A 22,702-nucleotide genomic window follows, 5' to 3' on the forward strand; every position below is an offset into this window, starting at 1 on the left:
GTTTGTCTACAATGATAGGAGATTGAATGAAATGAGTATGATGAATTCAGGTTTACACTGTACGATATCGGCTGAGATGCTGCATCAATTGGTAGAGAATACTTTTGGAAGCGATACCAAAGTGAAGGGGTTTGCACTCCTGCAAGGAGGGCTTTTCAATACAACCTATCGGATTCAACTTGATCATGCATCCCATACGGATGTGATTTTACGTTTGGCTCCAGTGCGGGGAGAGATGGCAGCTGGTTCAGCGAGTGATCCCCTCTTTTCGTTCGAACGTACGATGATGGCAGCTGAACCGATTGTGTATGAATACTACCGTAAGACAGGCATTCCTGCTCCAAACATTATCGCCTGTGATGATAGCGGGTCCATCATTCCAAGAAGTTACATGTTTATGACGTTTATTCCCAGTAAGCAATTAGATCACGCATCGATTTCAGGCATGGACAAAGAGCGATTGTATCATCAGCTTGGCGCGTATACCGCCATCATGCATCAGATCGAGGGTGCATCGTTTGGCTGGCCACAAGGAGATGGGGCGATTAAAGGTTCGAATCAATGGTCCGAGGTGCTGCACTCTTATGCTGAAGAAACGGCACTTAAAGCGGCACAAGTCGATTATATGCCAGGTGTGGGGGAAGAGATCGCAGCTATATTCATGAAAAATAAAGACTTATTTGATCAGGTAACCCGTCCGGTACTGGTTCATAATGACCTGTGGGAAGCGAATGTGCTTGTTCATGAGGAAAAGGGTGAGCTACACATTGCGGCCATCATTGATGGAGATCGTTCCATGTTTGCCGACAGGGAGTATGAAGCCATATTGTCGACAGAATCGGTGGCTTTTCATGAAGGATATGATCATCCACTGGACCCGTCCCCAGAAGGACAGGCACGGAGACTCGCGTACCGAATACTGTCTTCATATTTTAATGCTTACGTTCATGAACATCAGGTCAATCAACCTGAAGATGGTCAGAAGTATCGCCAGCGTACGCTGGATTTACTTGAGCAATGGAAGCAACTTGCACATCACTAATTCGCAGGGGGAATGAAGGATGAAGGAGTATCATCAATACCCGATGTGGGATGCATCACGTTCACTTGAGGAACGGTTGGATGACCTGATTGCACGATTAACAACGGAAGAGAAGATCAGACTAATACCTACTCGCGAAGCGGCTGTACCAAGACTGGGCATTCCAGCCTACAACGTTGGGGGCGAAGCTGCCCACGGGGTTGCATGGAAAGGAGAGGCAACGGTATTTCCGCAACCGCTCGGTCTATCAAGTACCTGGAATACGAGACTCATGCGAGAGATTGGTTCAGTCATTGGCGATGAGGCGAGGGCATACCATCACCGTAATCCAGAAGTTCACGGGTTAACCTTGTGGGCACCGACGGTTGACCTTGAACGTGACCCACGCTGGGGCAGAACGGAAGAGGGATATGGCGAAGATCCGGTTCTTACGGGTGAAATGTCGGCAGCTCTCGTCAAAGGTATGCAGGGAAATGATCCTTTTTATCTGAAAATGGTCGCGACATTGAAACACTTTTTTGCCAATAATAATGAGAAAGATCGGCTGAATTGTTCATCGAGCATCGATCCGCGGAATCTGCGGGAATATTATTTAAAAGCCTTTGAGACACCATTTGTGGAAGGCGGTGCCTTGTCCATGATGACAGCTTACAATTCCATCAACGGTACACCTGCCATTGAGAGTCCATATGTGAATGATGTGGTTAAGGGTGAGTGGGCGATGCCAGGTTTTATTGTATGTGATGGAGGGGATCTGTCTCAGACAGTTAACTATCATGGTTATCACACCAGTCATGCCGAATCCGCAGCAGGTGCGTTGAAGGCAGGAGTGGATTGTCTTACGGATGAGGTTGATCTAGTCGTATCTGCTCTGGAAGATGCTCTTGAGCAGGAGCTGTTGGAGATAGCTGATTTGGACCGAGCGATTCGTAACATCTTCAGTGTACGGATGCGTCTCGGACAACTGGATCAATCCGGACGCAACCCCTATGCGTCTATACCTGAGTCGGTACTATGTGCACCGGAGCACGCCAAACTCAGTTATCGTGCTGCTGCCGAATCCATTGTTTTACTGCAAAATGATGGATTACTTCCCTTGAAGCCGGAAGCATTACAGAAGATCAGTGTCATTGGACCACTTGCCGATGTGGTCTATACTGATTGGTACAGTGGCACGCTGCCTTATCGTGTATCCGTCCTCGATGGGCTGCGTAATCGATTACCCCAAACAGACGTAACGTATACAGACGGAAATGACCATATTCAGTTGAAGACAGCAGACGGACAGGTTATTTCCTTGGGAGCGGAAGGTATTCTCGTCGCCGTACCGGAGGACAGTGCACCTACAGCCGCCGAGTTTGTACATCAGGATTGGGGATCGGGAAGTCATACGCTGAGAAGTGTGAACAATCATCGATACGTTAGTTTGACCGAGCAAGGCGTCTATCAGGCTAACGCACCAGAGATTGGCGGCTGGTTTGTGAAGGAAGTTGTTCAATTCGAAACCCAGTCGGACGGCAGCAACATCTTGCGGACGTGGAACAGTATTCCCGTTGGAATGAGCGAACATCAGGGACATTCTGCTTTATCGCCAGTGTCACCACAGGCAGAACCAGCGGTTTTTGAGATCGACATTGTGGCACGCGGAATAGAACAAGCCGTAGAAGCAGCACGTGACAGTCAGGCTTCGGTCGTTGTTGTTGGCAACAGCCCGTACATCAATGGCAAAGAAGAAATCGACCGCCCGAGTCTGCTGCTTCCGCCGAATCAGGTCGAACTTGTCAAAGCCGTGTGTGAAACGAATCCCAATACGGTGGTTGTCATTATGGGCAGTTATCCATTTGCCTTGCAGGAGTTGAAAGGTATTGCCCGGGCAATTGTATATATGACACATGCAGGTCAGGAATTGGGTAATGCGCTTGCGGATGTGCTGTTAGGTCATTATGCCCCGGCAGGCAGACTGAACATGACATGGTATGCAGATGAATCCCAGCTTCCTGACATCATGGATTATGACATTATTCAGAGTGGCATGACCTATATGTATCATCAAGGACCGATCCAATATGCATTTGGTCATGGCCTGACCTATTCGGAGTTTGAATACGGGGCGATTCGTGTAAGTCGTAGTGCCCCGGTGGAAGATACCAACACAGATCATTTGAAGATTGAAGTGGAGATACACAATACAGGTGAACGTGACAGTGATGAAGTCGTGCAAATCTATGGATCTTCATATACCTCGCGAGTGAAGCGTGCTCAGAAGCAACTGCTTGCTTTTCGTCGTATCCATGTGAAGGCAGGGACGCGTGTTACAATAGGTTTCGAGGTTCCTGTTCAGAAGCTGGCGCTATGGGATGTTACCCGAGATCGATACTGCCTGGAGACAGCGACCTGGGCCATCCTGGCAGGGCGTTCTTCCGCCGATATACGCCAGTCGGCAGATATTCAGATTGAAGGTGAGACGATTCCTGATCGTCCGCTGCACATGCTTACCTTTGCCGAGAATTACGATGCTTGTAGAGGTGTTCTGTTGGATGAATGTCTGGAGGGACGTTCGGCAGTTCGGGCAATCACTCGGGAAGAACCTTTGTATCGCGATGGTCAGTCATCCTGGATCACTTTCAACCATAACGCTGTTCAGGACATACAAGGATTTGAAGCCAGAGTGGCAGCTTATGGGGAAGAGGGCAGACTGGAGATTCGTTCTGGAGGATTGGAGGGCGAACTGCTCGGTGTGTGTGTGGTTTCTGGACCCGGAGGCAGTGTGAATGGGAAAGATATCAAGTGGACAACGGTCCAGTGTTCGCTTGAGGCGTCACATCAGGTGAATGAGCTGTATATTATTTTCAAAGGTGGAGCAGCGTTACGCCACTTTAGATTGGTGTAGTTCTAGACATTATGAGCCAAATAAGCTGTCATGCACTAATATGTGCAGGCAGCTTATTTGTGTGAACAAGCGGTAACATCCAGCATGTCCTGAATAATCAACCTCCGAAACAAGCACAATAATGCTGTTGTGTGTAGAATCTGTAAAGGTGGTTGTGGTATGAACGATAAAAAGTGGGACCTCGTCGCACTTGCTTCCATCCCTTTAATTATGACCTTGGGTAACTCCATGCTTATACCGATCCTGCCACAGATTGAACGTGAGTTGAAGGTATCTGCATTTAAGGTCAGTATGCTCATTACAGTCTACGCTGTAGTTGCCATCCTGCTTATTCCTCTTGCAGGGTATTTGTCTGATCGTTTTGGCAGAAAAGCAGTCATAATTCCGAGTCTCATCATTGCAGCCGTTGGGGGAGCTGTAGCTGGTGTGGCTGCATGGATGTTAAGCGGAAATATAGCCTACTGGACCATATTAGGTGGCAGGTTATTGCAGGGGGTCGGAGCAGCGGGGGCATTCCCGATTGTGATTCCTTTGGTTGGGGACATGTTCAATGATGAAGATCAGGTATCTAAAAGCCTGGGAATCATTGAAACTTCGAATACATTTGGTAAAGTGTTAAGTCCAATTCTGGGAGCAGCACTGGCTGTTTGGTTATGGTACCTACCTTTTATGGCTATTCCCGTACTCTGTGTTCTGTCGCTGATCCTGGTTATATTCTTGGTGAAAACACCAAAGAAAAAAGAAAAACCGCCCACCTTTACAGAATTTGTGGCTTCCATTAAGGATGTACTAAAAGAAAAAGGACGCTGGTTGTACGCCTTGTTTGCGATCGGTGGAATTTGTATGTTTATTCTTTTTGGTGTGCTTTATTATCTATCCGAGACATTGGAGAGCGAGTTCGCCATGAAGGGCATTGTTAAAGGTCTCGTACTTGCCATTCCGCTAGCGGCACTGTGTCTTTTTTCCTTTTGCGCAGGGAAATGGATTGGAAAGAGCAAACCTCGGATGAAGTGGCTTGGTTTCGCAGGACTTATTCTTGTAACCGTTTCGCTGGGTGTTATTGGTGTTTTCGATAATATCTACGTAGTCGTGGGTCTATTCACATTGGGAAGTGCGGGAATAGGGGCAACCTTACCATGTCTGGATGCTCTAATTACAGAAGGTGTGGACAAGAAGCAGAGAGGTACGATTACGGCTTTGTTCAGTAGTATGCGATTCATCGGTGTATCACTCGGCCCACCTGTTGTTTCTTTGCTCATTGGCAAACAACATTTTTTGCTTTTTGGTGTGCTTGCTGCTTCTGCAGCTGTAGGAGGACTACTTACATTATTCGCAGTTAAGCCGGATAAAGGAGACCAACCTACTTCAGGAAGCGGACAGAAACAGGAACGGCACATCGATCGAATGGAGACAAGTAGTGGTTATGCCCCGATAAGGCGCAAGAAAAGTCCACTTTAAATTGAAGGTCCTGTATGCTACGTTCATTTCCGGGCTGTCTTAAGTCGATTTAATATTCAGATCTGTTCCAATAAAAAAACGCGTTTACGTCTAAGAAAGCGGATGATTTGCTTTCTCGGTGTAAACGCGTTTTTATGTTCAGAATGATTGTAACCAATCAGTCGTGTTTGCTTTTATCTGACTGACTAGTTTCGGTGGGGATGGCTCCAGATGAATCCTTTTGATCTTGAGGTGAATCCGTTGCAGGGATATGAGTATGAGTGAGCAGAGCATGAGCTTCTATGGAGAAGCTGCCGCTTCGTTTTCCCTGAATCAGATATATAAGCAAGAACAGAATCATAAACATCACGGAATATCGGTACATATCGGTATAACTCGTTATGGCCGCAATGGCGCCAAGAAGAAGCGCACCTGTCGCAATACCCAGATCCAGCGAGTTCAAAAACATGCCATTAGCCATGCCACGTTGAGAAGGAGATACGACTTGAATCATCCAGGTCTGCAGAGACGACTGCATGGAACCATAGCCTATCCCGTATAAAAAGGCAGCAATGAACAGGACTGACATGGAGGATGCATATGAGAGTAGAATGAGTCCGGCAGCAATGAAGATTGCTCCTGGAATCAGCAGTGCTTTTGGACCCTTATTGTCATAGATTCGTCCTGCAAAGGGTCTAACCAATAACACGGCGAGTGCATTAAACAAAAAGAACAGCGCAGGATTGGCCAGATTGGCTTCCTTGCCATACAAGACGATGAATCCGACGAGCCCACCATAGGTGATGGATAACAGGCAATTCAGCACACTGGGCAGAATCAGCTTGCGGTTGAACGGTGTCTTTTGTTTTGGGTTGGATCCTGAATCACTTGTAGTAGCTTGTGGAATGATACGTTCACTGTTATTGTTTCTGGCGGCTTTTTTACGGGTCAGCGTGTAACTAAGTGGATAGATTACAGCGAGAACACCAGCAGTACATAACATCAGGGTTACAAATCCGGCACCCTGGAGCAGAGTCACCCCTATGATGGGTCCCATGGACATGGCCAGGCTAGTTGATAGCCCGAAGTAACCCATGCCTTCACCCATTCGTTTGACGGGCACAATGTCCGAGGCCATTGTTGGAAAAGCGGTACTGCTCATACCGAACCCGATACCAAATAACATTCTTAGCAATAAAAGCACGGCTATGCCCGCAGCAAAATAATAGCCGAGCGTTGCCAGCAGGGCTACGGAGAGGCCGATATAGATCATGGCGTTACGAAGACCCTTCTCCAGTGCTTTCGCGGAGTAGAGACGGGCTGCAATGGCACTTAGTGCAAACAGACAGGTGAAGAGGCTGACCTCAAATGCATTAGCGTGAAATCGCTCCTGAACGTAAGACGGAAGTGGTGAGACGATCATGTGCAGTTGTAGAAATAACAAAAAGTTGCATAGCATTAGCAAAATAAAATCGGTGGTCCATAGCCTTACTTGTGTAGATTGTTCTTTCATGATGACGTATTCCCCCTGAGTTGTGATTCTTACAAGTTGCGGTTAATGAGGGAAAGAGTATGTTTAAATGCTTCCATCTGGTCTTCGGATATACCTTCAGCAAGTTCTTTATTCATTTCTCTTTCGATCGGAACGAGGACATCAATTAACGCTTTGCCTTCCTTGGTGAGGTATAACAGATAGGCTCTGCGATCGTGTTCACTGGTCCGGCGTTCTACCAAACCCTTTTTCTCAAGCAGATCAATAATCCGGGCTGTGGTGGGCTGGTCTTTGAAGACACGTGAAGCGAGTTCTTTCTGATTCACACCTTCCCCACGGTCAACATTAAACAGCACAGAAAATTGCTCTGTTGTAATATCATAAGGTTTGAATCGCATTGCGAGTAGGGCTACCGCTTTACGATGCGTGAAACCCAACATGAATCCGACAGACTGTTCAAGTGTGTAGTCCATATAATTAACGAGACCTCGCTTTCCATCATAAAAAGTTCTGAACCAATTAGTTGTTATAACAACTATATGTGAAACAAGTATTTTTGTCAAAATGAAATATTCCATATCAGTCAAGCCGGAGCACTATGCATGGATTAAAAAATACTGTTAGAATGGTAATGAAACCGCTTCGATTCAATGCAAGTTCATCGTGCTTTTGAAGAATGGAGAAAACCAATTTCCTCTAACCGCTGTTGGAGAAGACCAAGGAGAGCTGTGTGTGCTGAAGAATATCCCTGCAATAATTCCTCCAGAATTGCTCAAAATTATGTCTGAAATGGGGCATGGGGACGAGCTGGTGCTGGCTGACGGCAATTTCCCGGCAGCGAGTCATGCCAAGCGACTGGTGCGCTGTGATGCACTGGGAGTTGTCGAACTATTGGAAGCCATCCTGCAATTATACCCACTGGATACCTATGCTGAGCGTCCCGCTGCTGTCATGCAGGTTGTAAAGGGGGATCAGGTGGTACCGATCATATGGGAAGACTACCGCCGTTTAATTGAAGAATATGAAGGCATCACGGATGCATTGGATCATGAAGAGCGATTTGATTTTTATAAACGTGCTTCGAATGCCTATGTGATTGTTGCAACGGGTGAGCGTGCACAATATGCCAATCTGATTCTGAAGAAAGGCGTCATTTTTCCTGATGCTGATCCTGGTCAGCAACAACAGAACGCTGAATCGAACTGAATATTTACGGCGACGGAGCACCCGATGCTTTGGTCGCCTTTTTATTTTTGCCAATAACAAGGCAGTATAACAAAATGTTCAGAATTGGCATGGACGAACGAATATTCAGCTTAATGCCCAAGATACTACAAACTTTGATACAGATGATGAATGGGGAAAGAGAAGAGATTATTTTAAAATATAAAGATCACAAAGGATGAGACGTTGGTCTCCAATTAAAGGAGTTGAGTGAAGTGCAGCAACGAATCAGACAAGCGGGTCTTCCAGAATGCAATGAGGTGGGTCGATTGTTCAATGAGTACAGGATGTTCTACAACCAGAATGCTGACATTGATGCAGCACGTCAGTATATTAAAGAACGAATGGAACGCCATGACTCGGTGATTTTGGTAGCAGAAACCGATGTGGAAAGTGATCAAGGGACAGATGTTTGTAATGGTGTGCCAAGTTCGCATGGCTTGAGTTGTACCGGATTCGTTCAGCTGTATCCCGGTTTCAGTTCGGTATCGATGGGGCCGATCTGGGTGCTTAATGATCTATATGTGCATCCTGATTATCGTCAGAAAGGCATTGCAAGGAAACTGTTGCAAGCAGCCAAGCAATTGGCATCTGAGCGTGGAGTTCTTCGTATATCACTTTCTACTGAGTTAACTAACACGCAAGCACAAGCTTTATATGAATCCGAAGGATATGCACAGGATACCAAATTCATGTATTATGAACTTAATGTATAAGAGGGTGCTCAAAAAAGACGCATGATATAAATGAATGGCAGACCCGTAATAGGGAACGAGGGAGGGGAGTCGCAACATGATGCAGTGGATTGCCATGATCACGATGTTAATTGATCATATAGGGGCTGTCTTTTTTCCACATATTATAGAGTTGAGAATTATAGGTCGTATCGCTTTTCCAATCTATGCTTTTGCAGTGTATATCGGTTATAAACATACACGAGATGTACAAAAATACATATGGCGTCTGTTCTGGATTGCGATAATATCACAGGTGCCGTTCATGGCTGCGTTTAATCATTATTCTCTGAACGTGGTATGGACATTGTGGTCTGCCCTGTTGGTTCTATTCGTTATCGATAAACTGCCATCCCGTCTACTGGGTATTCCAATCGTCATTGGGGCAGGTTGGTTCATGGAAATTAGCCAAATGGATTACGGAATGTACGGGTTGTTATTGGTTCTGTTATTCCGTTATTTCCAAGGTCCTGTGCTTGTTATGGCACATGTTGTGTTAAATGCACTATATCTTCTGCTGCATCATAGCTCTGTGCAAATGTATAGCGTGTTGGCCACCGCTGGTATTGCTGTTGCTCAGTATTACCAAGCAGGATTCCGGATGAAGGGGCCACGATGGGTCTGGCGCTATTTCTATCCAGCTCACCTCGCCGTCATAGCAATCATTCGCTGGACATAAAGTAATGCCCAAAATGCGAAGTGAAGAAGCCATCTTACCGTCAGTGAATGACGATAAGATGGCTTTTCTCTGTGTGGCTATATATATTAATCAGGTTGATGCTAGAGTGGACTTACTCCATTGCTGTTGAAGTGCCATACTGGCGCCGAATTGCGGCGGGGAAATACCCAATCTGAACAGCGTAGTCTAACATGACGGAGATGAATCGATCATCTGTTTTCGCACATGAGATTCCGGCAGGTTCCACATAAGCCGTTGTGACAGGGCAAGCATAGACATAAGCTGAATCCTTCGCTCCGTCGCCTTCAAGCTGTGCAATAGCCAACTGAAGAGCTTCCGGCTCCTTGCTGACGCTGGCATCGAACAGCCAACGGGTGTACTCGGCAAAAGGAAGTGTCTCGACATTGTAACCAGCCCGATTCACAGAACGGATCAGCTCATCATAGCGGATCGGCTCCGGATTACAGATGTGGAATACACGGCCGGCTGTATCCTGACGTAAGGCCAGATGAACAATGGCTTCACTTGCATAGTTGATCGGTGTGAAATCAACCATCCAGTCTGCCGCAGGCGCTTTGCCAAGCAATAACATGGCTTTGATCATGCGATAGAAGGCATTACTATCAATATTGGACTGGAAGCGTCCCGTTTCCGAGTGGCAAGTTAGATTACCTGCACGATAAATGCTGACAGGTACACCTTCCTCGGCCGCCATCATGAGTACTTTCTCGGCTTCAAGCTTGCTGTCCGAATACAGGTTGTCCACATGCAAGTCAGCCGGGAACCGATCATATTGCAGGGAGGATTCCCATTGTCCGCTGAGTGCGAGATCTTCCGGAATGCCCATCGTGGATACATGGTGGAAGGAGGCCCCAGGTTTGCTACGAATCAGATCCAGCAAGGCGACCGTTCCTTCCACGTTTGTTTTGGCGAACTGATCGGCATCTCCAAAATGACGTACGTCTGCTGCGCAGTGGATGACACGATCAATTCGTTCATGGACATAAGCCGTTTGTTCAGCTGAAAGACCGAGATTAGGTTGTTCGAGATCCCCTTCAATAATCTCCACGCGGGAAGATAGTTGATCAGTCAGTTGTTTGCCGAAATATCCTTCCAGCACGTTAGTCAAACGTTCCATTGCAGTTATTCCATTGGATGGTCGACGGACCAGCGTGTAGATTCGTGTACTGGAATTCAGAATTAACTGTTGAAGCACATGAGAACCCAGATAACCGGTGGCTCCGGTCAGTAACACATGCTCAGGTTCACGAATGAGCGGATACCCCAACTGGGACGCCAGTTCCACAGGGTGTTCGGATAATTGTGTGATCATGTCATCCGTCACCGTCGAATGCGTTACTTCTGCTGTACTTTGTGACAGTACTTCCACGCGACGAGCAAGAGCACGGACTGTTTTCTCGGCAAAGAAGTCGGCAATTTTCAGCTGCGGGTAATGTGGCTTCAGAATGACGAGTACATGAATGACCCGGAGTGAATCACCACCGATATTGAAGAAGCTATCTTCGACACCGAAGTCGTCGTGTTGAAGAATTTCTTTCCATGCATCCAGGATAATGGATTCCGTCTCTGTCTCCGGCAGAACCCGGTCAGGGCGGTCTTCATGTCGTTCCACATGAGGCAGGGAGACCATCGCTTTGCGATTGATTTTTCCAGTCGGTGCAATCGGCATTTCATCCAACTGACAGATCCACTTTGGTACAAAATAAGAAGGAAGTTTCGCGGTCAGTGCTGCCTTGATGTCGGAAACAGAAAGGGTACTGCCATCTTTTGATGTAAAATACCCAACCAGCATATTCTGTCCATCCGATTCTTTCTTTGGAATGACCGCAACGTTCTGAATCTGATCAAGCCGTGCAAAGTGATCTTCAATCTCGCCGATCTCAATGCGGTGTCCCCGAATTTTTAGCTGTGAGTCACTGCGACCAACATATTCCAGTAACCCGGTATCCAGCAATTTGGCAATATCGCCAGACTTGTAGATTTTTTCACCTATTGCAAAAGGGTTCTCAATGAATGCTTGCTTTGTACGTTCTGGCTGATTCAGATAACCTTTGGCCAGTGCAGGGGTAGCGATATATACTTCACCAGGTACACCAGCAGGACAGAGCTGTTGTTCTTCATTCACAATGTAGACTTTGTAATTATGAATCGGTTTACCAATGGGGATGTTCACCACATGTTCTGGAACCTGCTCACTGATGCGGTGAGTGGCTGTGGCTACTGTACATTCGGTAGGTCCGTATACATTAACAATATCAATCTGGTTTCCAAATTTACGCTGGAAGGCACGAACCTGCTCACCATAGAGCGCTTCTCCGGCTACAGTAATGATTCTGACTTTGGCCAGCTTGTGGAAACCTTCATCGGATAAATAGGAAGCAAGCTGATTGAAGAAAATCGTAGGCAGGATCGTAATGATCGTTGTTCCTGTCCGTTCAATTGCACTTGCGAATTCTTCAACAGATACACGTTCTTCCGCAGACAACAGATATAATTCTGCTCCATAGAACAAGGCGCCAACGGTATCCCACACGGATGCATCGAAGCTGTATGTAGCAAACTGGGTTAATACATCACCTGGTTGAATGTCACAATCACGTTGAACCACACTGCCAAGGTTGGTTACACCCCGGTGGGCAATCAGCGCCCCTTTGGGCTTACCGGTCGACCCTGACGTGTAGATAATATACGCAAGATCATCTGGCTGGATATCCAGATTGGGGTTGCTTGCTGCAAATCCGGCTAGACGACCATCCACAGAGAGAATCTGACGGACCGTAGCTATATTGGAGAACAAGCTGGAAGCTTGTGCAAAAGAGGCTTCCGTTGTCAGCACGAATGAAGACGCCGTATCTTCCACAATATAACTGTTACGTTCTTTTGGATGCTCAGGGTCAATTGGAACATATGCACCCCCTGCCTTCAGAATACCCAGCAGGGAGATGATGGTCTCCAGACTTCGATCCATAAAGATACTGACGAATTCACCTTTCTGCAATCCATTGGATAACAGAACGCGTGCAACCTGATTCGCTCGTTCATTCAATTCTCTGTACGTGTAACTTTGGGATGGTGATGTTATTGCGGGCGAATCCGGATATGCTGCTGCCGTTGCTTCGAACCAGCCATGGACCGTCTGATTCTCTGGTTCGAGCACGGAAGTATCATTCATCTCCCGGTATAACAATCGATCTGAGGCGGAAAGAATATCCACCGTACCGATCGCTTTCTCACCGTCACGAACGAGGGCGAGTAGAAGAGTCTGATAATATTCTGCATATCTCAGCACGGTAGACTCTTTTAACAGTGAACTATCATAGAACAGATCAAGGATGAGCATGTTCCGATCATCATCTCGAACATTCCAATTTAATATTTGTGGTGCTTGAGGCAACTGTACGCTATTCAGCATGAACAACGTTTCAGGGTATCCACCGTTTTGCAACGTGTATTCAATCTTGAGCTGCTCTGAAACCTGATGACATAGTTGGTTGAAGGTCAATTTACCCTGAATCTGTAAAGAAAGATAGGAAGCTGCCTGATCGGGGGCAAGTATACCTATGGCAAGTTCCTGTTCAGCTGACAATCGGTATAACAAGGCTGCATAAGCTGAGAGGAGTACCGGGTACACCATCTGTTCTCCAAACTTCTGTTTAAGATCACGGCTCAGAGAATCATGTAATGTGATTTGAGCAGACTGATAAGAGAATGATTGTTGACGTCGCCCAAAATCCAGTGGAATCTGCAGAACGGGCAAGCTAGATTCCATGGAATGGCTAGAAGATGGTTGGTTTTCAATCACTTCAGTTATTCCTCCTTGGTTCAAACCGAATGTTTGTGGATTTGAATTATTGTTTGCTTACATTGAAATGAGAGATTAGTTCTTGGAGTTCCTCAGACATGCTGTTAAGGCGTGTGGAGGAGTCTACCAGTGTGATCAAAGATGCTTTTTGCTCATCAACAGATGAGGAAATTTGTTCACTGCTGTTTGCAGTCTTGCTTACGCTTGAAGACAAGTCCTCTGCTGTAGCGGTCATTTCTTCAGTACCCGCAGAGATTTCTTCCGTCGCGCTTGATACTTCCTGAATCTGATTAGATACTTTTTTCGCTGCTTCTAAAATGTCTTCGAACAGTTGACCTGTTTGATCGGCTACGCTGAGCCCTGTATCTACTTCTGACGTACCTTGTTCCATAGCACGTACAGCTTGTTTGATTCCAGCTTGAATCTCCTGAATCAATACGCCAACCTGGCTGGTCGCTTGTTCAGACTGCTCGGCAAGTTTGCGTACTTCACCTGCAACAACTGCAAATCCTCTTCCTTCTTCACCAACACGTGCTGCTTCAATGGAGGCATTCAGGGCAAGCAAGTTTGTTTGGCTGGAGATTCCCGAGATAATATTGAGAATATCGCCAATTTCCTGTGAACGACTCTCCAGAACCTCAATGGCAGAAGCAGTATTCTTAACCGATTCGGTAATCAGGTTCATCTGTTCGGATACTTGACGGACAACGCTGTTACCTTGTTGTGAACGACGTTCCATTTCATAGGCTTCATCCGCTACACTAGCGGAGCTGGTGGCAATTGTCTGGATTACAGTAGCCATCTCGGACATGGCACGTGCACTATCTCGGGTTGCCTGTTCCTGTGAACGAATGTTGGAAGTGATTTGAGTTACGTTGTTATTGATAGAATCTGCATTGTCACTGTTGCGTTCGGAAACTTCATATAGCTCTTTGGCAGACTGATTAACTTCTTGTGATGTGATTTGCACTTTAACGATAGTATCGTTGATTTTGCGAACCATGGTGTTGAACTTCTCATTAACGAGTCCTAGATCGTCTTTGCCTGTCGGAATGTTGACATTCAAATTACCCCGACTGACGTCATCAATTCCTTTGATCAAATGACGGATAGGGGAAAGGGTGTTTTTAACAACAAGGTATTGGATAATCAGGAATAACAGCAAGAAAGCCACAAGGATGATAATTCCGTTTTTTAGCAAGGAGTTAAGTCCTGCGGGTACGGCTGATGCATCTGCATCAATGGCAAAATATGAGAAAATCTTACCGTTGCTGTCTTTGATCGGATATGCAATGGTTGTCCAAGTTCCGAAATCATCGGAATAGAATGTGGTGAATGTAGGGCGGTCCGTATTAAGCATTTCTTTCAGTGCGTTGGCTACAACGACCGGCTGCTCATACATGTCACCTATATTTACGTTCTCACTTTGAAAAGCCTCTCTTAGGTTGGTCGGCATCGCTACAAGGGAAGTTAATCTCTTGTTATCGCCACCGAGCTCAACACCGAAGATGTAGGCTTGTGCAATGTTAGGATAATATTCTTGCATTTCATCAAAATACGCTCGTAATTTCGTTTGTGCTGCTCCATCATAGCTGCCTTCCGCAATAGCAGCTTGTACCTCGGCAGGATTGATATCTTCAGCCCATTTTTTGGTGATTTGTTCCACCTGTCCATGCAGTTGATCAACAAGAACTGTTTTTTGAAAATAGTAACTGCTTGCGATAAGTGCTACCCCGATGATAATGATATTGGTAAATGAGAGTAACAAATTTTTGGAGAAAAACGACATGCTTTTCCAACTTAATGATTTCACTAAATTCCACTCCTGATCTTCTTTAAATTAAGAAACTTTAGGTTGCTTTGGTACAGTGAACTAGATCATTCCGGGATCCCCTCCAAAGGAAATTTATGCGACCATGGTCTTGGTTTATCAGTCGCTTTCGTAGAGACTTATGTACCGTATGAACCATAGGTGTCTAATTATTAAAACACATCTATAATTAATATGTCGTATAAAATGTCGTTAAATTGAATAGTATCGTTAAATTTTTTTTAATATTTTACGTATTTATGGACATATCAGACGGTTTATAGGTATTTAGAACTGTTTATTTTAAAATTTCCCATTTTTTAGCTTCATTCTGTATTCTATAACATGGTGGGTAAAAAAACATCCTTCAACAAAACAAAAATAAGATGGCAAAGATGCAACAGAAGGCACGGATATACATCGGAAGCGGTTTTATCTATAATAACTACATATGCATTTCTCAAATTATGAGCAGCGGGGGTTTATAGATGAATCTTAAACAGATAGCAGCAGAGCGTGCGGCGGAATATGTTGAAGATGGAATGAAGGTTGGATTGGGTACAGGTTCAACAGCTTATTATGCCATCTGCCGAATCGGTGAGCGTGTACGTGATGGATTGAACATTCAAGCGGTTGCCACTTCAGAGGCTTCGGACAAGCTTGCCCGTGAATGGGGGATTCCTATCATTCCATTTGACCAGATTGGACGTCTGGATCTGACCATTGATGGCGCTGATGAAGTAGATCCCGAATTTAACCTGATCAAAGGGGGAGGAGGGGCTCTTTTGCGTGAGAAAATCGTGGCGGCCAATAGTGACAAATTGATTATTGTGGCGGATGGCAGCAAAGCCGTGCAAAAGTTGGGTAAATTCCCACTTCCGGTTGAAGTTGTTCCATTTGCTTCGGAGTGGACCTTCCAGGCCCTCGAAAAATTGGGGTGTCAACCACAGTGGCGGATGGATGGACAGCAACGTTATCTGACAGACAACGGAAACCTGATAGCGGATTGTCATATGGAAGCGATTGATCACGCCGCGAGCCTTAATGTTCAATTGAACATGTTACCAGGTGTTGTTGATAACGGACTTTTTGTGGATATGGCGAGCACAGTCATTCTTGCCCAAGCGGACGGCAGTATCGAAGAGCTCCATCGTTCTTAATATGGAAGAGGGTGCGTTACATCTCATGAAAGAACTACCCATCGTGGATGGTGAACTTGTTCTCCGGTGTGTGGAGAAAAAGGATCTGAAAGAACTCTATGAATTGATCTACTGTGATGACGCACCTGAATGGAAGCAATGGGATGCACCTTATTACCCACTTAAACACGAAAGTTATGAAAGTTTCGAACAAGGTATGCTCAAACGATTGGACGTTGATGCAAGTGATTCCAAACCGGTATCGATCCGTATCATTGAATCCGACAGACAAATTGTGGGCACGATCAGCTATTATATAGAAGATGAGTTATCCATGTGGCTGGAAATGGGGATTGTAATATACAGATCTGCCCAGTGGGGACGCGGGGTTGGTACACGTTCACTTGTCATGTGGTCAAGTCATTTGTTCGAACATCTTCCTTTGGTTCGCGTTGGACTGACTACTTGGTCTGGTAATGAACGAATGATGCGTGCGGCCGTAAAAGCCGGATTACAGGTGGAAGGGCGAATGCGGAAGTGTCGTATCGTTCGTGGGGAGTACTATGATTCAATTCGTATGGGAATGCTCCGTGAGGAGTGGGAGCAGAAGTTGGCTCCTCATACGAGCCGAAATGTAAACAACTGATGGAGGATTATTGAAATGCTGAACACGGAGGACAACCGGGAACTGTCTTTACAATTATTCGTGGTTCTTGTTCGGGCCTACAATTCTGTGACCTCACGTTCCAATCGGGACATCCAGAGTCACGGACTGAATACGACAGAATTTGGTGTGCTTGATTTGTTATATCATAAGGGACCGCAGGCATTGCAAAAGATTGGTGAAAAAGTGCTAATGTCCAGTGGTAATATTACGTATGTTGTAGATAAGTTGCAAAATAAAAATCTGCTGTTTCGTCGACCATCCAAGGAAGATCGGCGTGTCATTTACGCTGAGTTAACCGATGAAGGAAGAGAATTGTTCACACAGATATTTCCTCAACACCATCAGGTCATCATCGATGCTTTGGAAGGACTTGATCCTTCCGAGAAAGTGGATGCGATTCGGATGTTGAAGAAGCTGGGACTGGCGGCAGAAGGGAAAACTGACTTGCGTTCATAACGCAGGTCAGTTTTTTTGTGGAACCAAAAGTAAAGGCTTATACTGGCTGACTGGCTTGCAAGGCCCTCCATAATATAGGAAGATTGTTCTATACATGCATGGCGTAAAATACATGATCATCAAAAATTCATGTATAATGGAACAGAACTTTTTAGAGCGGAATGGATGGATTGGTTGGATCAAATAGAAGAACCTATCCCGATTGCAAGTTAGCTAACATTGATCTCATTCTGGATAAGTCACGAATGATGATGGAGATGTGATGCGGGTAGAGGAGGGGTGCATCTATGAGTTATCAAGAAGCAGGAGAACGTTTACTCCAGGAATCGGGAAACTTAGCGGATAAAATAACGGAGAAACAGTATCTTAGACAGCCCGATTTACTTGAGCGATTTGGTGAGAACGGAAAAATGCGAACCAAACAAGATTCTCAGTATAGCTTGAACTATTTGGCAGAAAGTGCGCTCTTACAGAGTCCGGGCCTGTTTACTCATTATATTGCCTGGCTGAAAGTTCTACTTGAAGGTTACAAGGTATCACAAGAAGACCTGGCGATTAATCTCAACCTGATTAAAGAGGCATTGGAAGAAGAATTTGACCATCCGTCAAAGGCACTTCTACTCGATTATCTGGAGATGGGAATATATAGAACAACACAAATGGAGTCACAGGCGGGTTATATTAACGAATCCATGCCATATGGAGATGCTGCGCAATCGTACTTGCAGTGTTTACTTGAGAATAAACGGAAAGAAGCCTTCGAGATCATTGAAGCTCAGTTAGAAGCTGGGGTGACGATTCGTGATATTTATCGATATATTTTTCAGCCTACCCAATATGAAGTCGGACGATTGTGGCAGAATCATCAGATCAGTGTGGGGCAAGAGCACTTTTGTACGGCAGCGACCCAATCATTCATCTCACGTCTCTATTCTCGCTGGTTGACTCATGCGGGTGAGGGTAAAAGGCTGGTTGCCACCTGTGTAGGCAGTGAACAACATGAGATCGGACTGCGTATGCTCACAGATGTGTTCGAGATGGAAGGCTGGGATACGCACTATCTGGGAGCCAATGTTCCTAATGGAAGTGTAGTCGAGGCTATAGAGCGCCATCAGGGTGATGTTGTTGCGATTTCAGTTACGATGACGTATCACCTTCATCTGGCCAAAGAATTGATTCAACTGATTCGTCATCATCCGGCAACGGCACATGTAAAGATTATGGTCGGGGGATATCCTTTTAACATTGATCAGGATTTGTGGAAAACGATAGGAGCCGACGGTTATGCTCCGGGAGCCGATGAAGCAGTTGCGGTTGCAGAACAATTATTGGCTCAGCCAGCTACATGCAATCATCTGGATCTGGATATGGTTAGGGATTAGGAGAGGGATGATGTGATGTCTACTGAGAACGGAGAGATACAGAGGCTGCGCAGAACGATTGAGCAGTTATCGGATCAGATGATTCGGAGCAAAGAGCAAGAGGAACGTATACTCGCGGAGTTCTCGGATATGAATAATGAACTGGTAACACTCCAGCGTCTGCTTGCGAAGAACAATAATAATCTTGAAGCTGCACGTCAGCAAGCAGTAGATGCAGGGGAATCCAAAAACGCATTTATTGCAGGCATCAGTCATGATTTTCGCACGCCATTAAATGGCATATTGGGGATGGCTGAGATGCTTAAGCTGTCCCCCTTGTCTGAAGAACAGGAGACTTCGGTTTCCGTTATACAGGATGCTGCCAAACTGCTACTTAAGTTGATTCAGGATCTTCTGGATCTATCCAAACTTGAGGCGGGTCAGATGCGGCTTGAACGGGGAGAAGTGGATCTGCAAGAGACGATAAATTATATTGTTCGTTTGCTTGAACCCCAAGTCAGAAAGAACGGCAATCGGTTATCAGTAGACTGTGACCCCGGCATCTCCAATCTTCTTGAAGGGGATTCAACGAGGATTACGCAGATATTGATCAATCTCATTCAAAATGCGAACAAATTCACATCAAAAGGCTCTGTACAGATACGAGTCACTCTTAGTAAGGATGATGTGAACAAGCAAATCATTCGATTTGAAGTTGAAGATACAGGGATTGGTATTTCGGAAGAAGATCAGACCCAGTTATTTCAACCCTATGTGCAGACAGAACGAGGACGCTCGAGAGAGTATGAAGGGACAGGACTCGGATTATCCATTTGCAGATCACTCGTTATTCTAATGGAAGGTGAGATTGGAGTAGAGAGTCAGGAGGGTGAAGGATCAACATTCTGGTTCGAACTTGCACTTGGCAAAAAACACGTTAATCAGGCCGTGAATGAGTCTGCTACATCCACTCCAGAGTATCGAAGGGAGGCTATGCATGATGAAACTGCTTCTGTATCCGTATTACTGGCCGATGATAATGTCATCAACCGGCAGCTTGTTATGCTGCAGCTCAAAAAGCTGGGAATAACCCAAGTGGATTCTGTAGTGAATGGGGAAGAGGCCGTTGCAGCTTTTCACAGCAAAAAATACAGTTTGATTCTCATGGATTATATGATGCCATTAATGGATGGTTTGGAAGCAACACGCCAAATCCGCTCCATAGAAATGGATGAAATGCGCCATCCCACACCCATCATTGCAATGACAGGTAATGTTATGCAGGGAGAGAAAGACAAGTGTATGGAAGCCGGGATGAACGACTTTATTGGCAAACCCTTCACGCTGGAAGTGCTGAGTAAGATGATCCAGAAGTGGCAGCAATCCTCCGAAGCGACAGAGGTACTGAATATGAGCATCGTGCATGAGATTGCGGAATTAAACACCGATGGCGATCGCACACTCCTTGGCATGTTGTTGGATATGTATCGTACCGAAACACCTGGCAAAATTGAGGTGCTGCGCAGAAATATTGTGTCTGGCGACCATGTTGCTGCTACTGAAGTAGCCCATGATCTGAAATCAGGGAGTCTGAGTCTGGGGATTCGTTATTTATCAACTTTGTTTGCCCAGATAGAGCAGTTCGCGAAGGAAGGTCAATCACGGAAAGCAGAACCTTTGCTGGATGCTTTGTTACCTGCCTACCAAGCCGCCTGTGCGTCACTGCAACGAGTAAGTAAAGATTGATAATATCTCAAATAAGGAAAGAGGGTAGAACCCGTTCATGATATTCTACGTACTTGCAGTAATGGTACTGATCCTTCTTGCTCTTCTGTGGACAGGTGGACTTTATTTTTTCAAAACCGCCATTCGTCGTACGCCAAAAACGTTTTTGGTGGATAATCCGAATCTGATGCCTGAGCCGGACAATGAAATCATCAGCAGTGCTTCTGACCTGAAGTGGCTGGATGCTCAGCCTACAGAAGAGGTAATCCTTCAATCGTATGATGGACTACAACTGCATGGTACATGGCTTAATTCCAATAAGGGGTCAGATCAGACCGTGATTCTGGCACATGGTTATTCGGGGAAAGGCAGAGAAATGGCTGGATTTGCCCGATTTTATGCGGAAAAGCATGGGTATAACGTGTTAATGCCGGATGATCGGGGTCATGGCCGGAGCGAAGGTGACATCATCGGTTTTGGCTGGTTAGACCGTAAGGATTATGTACAGTGGAGCAACTGGGTGCTTGAAAAATTGGGTACAAAAGGGGAAATCATATTGCACGGCATATCCATGGGAGGAGCAACCGTACTGATGACAGGTGGTGAAACCCTGCCGGCTCAGGTTAAAGCGATTGTGTCTGATTGTGCATATACATCTGTGGAAGAAGAACTGACGTTCCAGTTAAAGCAACTATACAAGCTGCCTGCATTTCCGTTCATACCTGTCACAAGTCTGATCTCCCGGTGGAAAGCAGGGTATTCCTTCAAAGAGGCTTCTGCGCTCAAGCAACTTGCCAAAGTTAACGTTCCCGTGTTGTTCATTCATGGAGAGGCGGATACGTTTGTACCAACGGAAATGGTGTACAGGTTGTACGAAGCTTGCCCAACCAAAAAGGAATTGCTGACCGTCCCCCGTGCGGGTCATGGCACAGCGTTTCAAGTTGATCGCACCGGATATGAGGCGGCACTGGAATCCTTTATGAAGAACCATCTGTCGCATCCAGCATCGGTAACCCATTGATTTCTTATATTGTATTATGGGTATTCATGGATAGGACAGATGTGGAAGGAGGCGGAAGATGGCACGCACACAAAGGAAATGTTCTTACTGCCATGAAGGAATGGCAGAAGATGAGTTTAAGTGCAAATCTTGCGGTAATCTGGTTGCCACAAAAACGGCAATACCTGAACAACCTTATATGACTGAATATGAAGAATCGGTATTGGATCGTTATTCCATCACGTTGCTTGTACTGATTACACTTTTTCTCGCTCCGGTGGCTATTTCCATTGGTGGGATCATGTTGTTTAACGACAGTTCATACAAGAGAGATACGGGTAAATTACTTGTAACGGCTGGATTGGTCATCATGTTCATTTTTTCAATCCTTTTATTCGCTGGTACCGGGACATTGACGTTTAATTTCTAAACTATGGGGGTGTCTTAATGGGAAATGAACAATTTGAGGCTGCGCGAAAAGCAGAGGCAGGTTATCATTCTAACTTCTATGAGAATAATGAATTATTCTCCTCGGGTACTTGGATGTCCAGGCCAATGCCTATGGTTATGGATATGCTGGAACGTATCCTCGCTCACAAGGAGGAACTGCGTGTCCTTGATCTGGGATGCGGAGTAGGAAGGCATACGATACCCATTGCACAGCGTCTTGCACAGACGAACAGTGAAGTCATCGGTGTGGATTTGCTGGACGAGGCTGTAGATGGACTTCGCAAGTATGCGAAAGAATATAAGGTGGATCATCTCGTGCAAGCTGTAAAAGCAGACGTTGAGCATTATGCCATCGAGAAGGATTATTTTGACTTTATAGCTGCTTGTTCTTGTCTGGAACATGTATCGAATAAACAAGCATTCAAGGAAGCGCTAGAGCGGTTACAAGCAGGAACTCGAACAGGTGGCATTCATTGTATTACGATGAGTACCAATGTGGAGGAGAAAGAAATGAACTCAGGCCGTGATGTCGAGCCGTTAATTGAATTGAACCTGCCCACAGCAGAGGCTATTGCTATACTCGAGGAGGCTTATAAAGGCTGGAATATTCTGCTTCAAGAACATGTTACACAGACGATTGAAGAGGATAAGTATGATGAACCGACACAATTTCGTTGTGAACTGCTACGTTTCGCTGTGCAAAAGCAATAAATTCTCTGCCGGGACCTGATTAAAGCCCCGGCACTCTTATTATTCCGTTGGGAGGGAGAAGT

At 45.6% G+C, this 22,702-nt stretch carries 18 protein-coding genes; 14 read left to right on the forward strand and 4 right to left on the reverse strand.

Going from position 1 to position 22,702, the window contains the following annotated elements:
• The first annotated feature begins 31 nt into the window (after positions 1–31).
• The 3 genes from MKZ12_RS10800 (at position 32) to MKZ12_RS10810 (ending at position 5,390) form a co-directional block, all read left to right on the forward strand.
• Complete coding sequence (locus MKZ12_RS10800) at positions 32–1,042, forward strand: phosphotransferase (protein WP_339260342.1); 1,011 nt, start codon at positions 32–34, stop codon at positions 1,040–1,042.
• Positions 1,043–1,061: 19 nt separating this feature from the next.
• Positions 1,062–3,932 carry a glycoside hydrolase family 3 C-terminal domain-containing protein gene (locus MKZ12_RS10805; RefSeq protein WP_339260345.1) on the forward strand — a complete coding sequence of 957 codons (2,871 nt, stop codon included), beginning with the start codon at positions 1,062–1,064 and terminating at the stop codon, positions 3,930–3,932.
• Between the two features lie 159 nt (positions 3,933–4,091).
• Positions 4,092–5,390 (forward strand): MFS transporter, encoded by a 1,299-nt coding sequence (locus MKZ12_RS10810; RefSeq protein ID WP_339260346.1) that lies wholly within the window; start codon positions 4,092–4,094, stop codon positions 5,388–5,390.
• 157 nt (positions 5,391–5,547) lie between these two features.
• Here MKZ12_RS10810 and MKZ12_RS10815 read toward each other — a convergent pair whose 3' ends face one another.
• Positions 5,548–6,882, reverse strand: coding sequence for an MFS transporter (locus tag MKZ12_RS10815; RefSeq protein ID WP_339260348.1), 1,335 nt, complete (start codon positions 6,880–6,882; stop codon positions 5,548–5,550).
• A gap of 29 nt (positions 6,883–6,911) precedes the next feature.
• A complete protein-coding gene (locus tag MKZ12_RS10820; RefSeq protein WP_339260350.1) occupies positions 6,912–7,334 on the reverse strand; it encodes a MarR family transcriptional regulator in 423 nt (140 codons plus the stop codon).
• A 259-nt stretch (positions 7,335–7,593) separates the two neighbouring features.
• Here MKZ12_RS10820 and MKZ12_RS10825 point away from each other — a divergent pair, with 259 nt between their 5' ends.
• The 3 genes from MKZ12_RS10825 (at position 7,594) to MKZ12_RS10835 (ending at position 9,498) form a co-directional block, all read left to right on the forward strand.
• Positions 7,594–8,067 carry an RbsD/FucU domain-containing protein gene (locus tag MKZ12_RS10825; RefSeq protein ID WP_339241332.1) on the forward strand — a complete coding sequence of 158 codons (474 nt, stop codon included), beginning with the start codon at positions 7,594–7,596 and terminating at the stop codon, positions 8,065–8,067.
• A 233-nt stretch (positions 8,068–8,300) separates the two neighbouring features.
• Positions 8,301–8,801, forward strand: coding sequence for a GNAT family N-acetyltransferase (locus tag MKZ12_RS10830; protein ID WP_339260352.1), 501 nt, complete (start codon positions 8,301–8,303; stop codon positions 8,799–8,801).
• A 76-nt stretch (positions 8,802–8,877) separates the two neighbouring features.
• Positions 8,878–9,498 (forward strand): TraX family protein, encoded by a 621-nt coding sequence (locus tag MKZ12_RS10835; RefSeq protein WP_339241336.1) that lies wholly within the window; start codon positions 8,878–8,880, stop codon positions 9,496–9,498.
• A 112-nt stretch (positions 9,499–9,610) separates the two neighbouring features.
• On the opposite strand, the gene MKZ12_RS10840 is transcribed toward MKZ12_RS10835, so the two are convergent.
• Both MKZ12_RS10840 and MKZ12_RS10845 read right to left on the reverse strand, forming a co-directional pair.
• A complete protein-coding gene (locus tag MKZ12_RS10840; RefSeq protein ID WP_339260353.1) occupies positions 9,611–13,321 on the reverse strand; it encodes an amino acid adenylation domain-containing protein in 3,711 nt (1,236 codons plus the stop codon).
• A 46-nt stretch (positions 13,322–13,367) separates the two neighbouring features.
• The gene (locus MKZ12_RS10845) at positions 13,368–15,110 is read right to left on the reverse strand and encodes a methyl-accepting chemotaxis protein (protein ID WP_339243008.1); all 1,743 of its coding nucleotides are present in this window, start codon (positions 15,108–15,110) and stop codon (positions 13,368–13,370) included.
• A 509-nt stretch (positions 15,111–15,619) separates the two neighbouring features.
• Between MKZ12_RS10845 and rpiA the strand changes: the two genes are divergently transcribed.
• The 8 genes from rpiA (at position 15,620) to MKZ12_RS10885 (ending at position 22,640) form a co-directional block, all read left to right on the forward strand.
• Complete coding sequence (gene rpiA / locus MKZ12_RS10850; protein WP_339241340.1) at positions 15,620–16,291, forward strand: ribose-5-phosphate isomerase RpiA; 672 nt, start codon at positions 15,620–15,622, stop codon at positions 16,289–16,291.
• Between the two features lie 25 nt (positions 16,292–16,316).
• Positions 16,317–16,916 (forward strand): GNAT family protein, encoded by a 600-nt coding sequence (locus tag MKZ12_RS10855; RefSeq protein WP_339241342.1) that lies wholly within the window; start codon positions 16,317–16,319, stop codon positions 16,914–16,916.
• Positions 16,917–16,931: 15 nt separating this feature from the next.
• On the forward strand, positions 16,932–17,393 hold the full coding sequence (locus MKZ12_RS10860; RefSeq protein WP_339241344.1) for a MarR family transcriptional regulator: 462 nt from the start codon (positions 16,932–16,934) through the stop codon (positions 17,391–17,393).
• Between the two features lie 287 nt (positions 17,394–17,680).
• The gene (locus tag MKZ12_RS10865) at positions 17,681–18,775 is read left to right on the forward strand and encodes a cobalamin-dependent protein (RefSeq protein ID WP_339260354.1); all 1,095 of its coding nucleotides are present in this window, start codon (positions 17,681–17,683) and stop codon (positions 18,773–18,775) included.
• 15 nt (positions 18,776–18,790) lie between these two features.
• On the forward strand, positions 18,791–20,500 hold the full coding sequence (locus MKZ12_RS10870; protein ID WP_339261374.1) for an ATP-binding protein: 1,710 nt from the start codon (positions 18,791–18,793) through the stop codon (positions 20,498–20,500).
• A 37-nt stretch (positions 20,501–20,537) separates the two neighbouring features.
• Positions 20,538–21,500, forward strand: a complete 963-nt coding sequence (locus MKZ12_RS10875) for an alpha/beta hydrolase (protein WP_339260356.1) — start codon at positions 20,538–20,540, stop codon at positions 21,498–21,500.
• 58 nt (positions 21,501–21,558) lie between these two features.
• Positions 21,559–21,909 carry a hypothetical protein gene (locus tag MKZ12_RS10880; RefSeq protein WP_339260358.1) on the forward strand — a complete coding sequence of 117 codons (351 nt, stop codon included), beginning with the start codon at positions 21,559–21,561 and terminating at the stop codon, positions 21,907–21,909.
• Positions 21,910–21,926: 17 nt separating this feature from the next.
• Entirely contained in the window at positions 21,927–22,640 is a 714-nt protein-coding gene (locus MKZ12_RS10885; RefSeq protein WP_339260360.1) for a methyltransferase domain-containing protein, read from the forward strand.
• Positions 22,641–22,702 lie beyond the last annotated feature (62 nt).

The organism is Paenibacillus sp. FSL R5-0713 (assembly GCF_037973325.1).
GTDB lineage: Bacteria > Bacillota > Bacilli > Paenibacillales > Paenibacillaceae > Paenibacillus.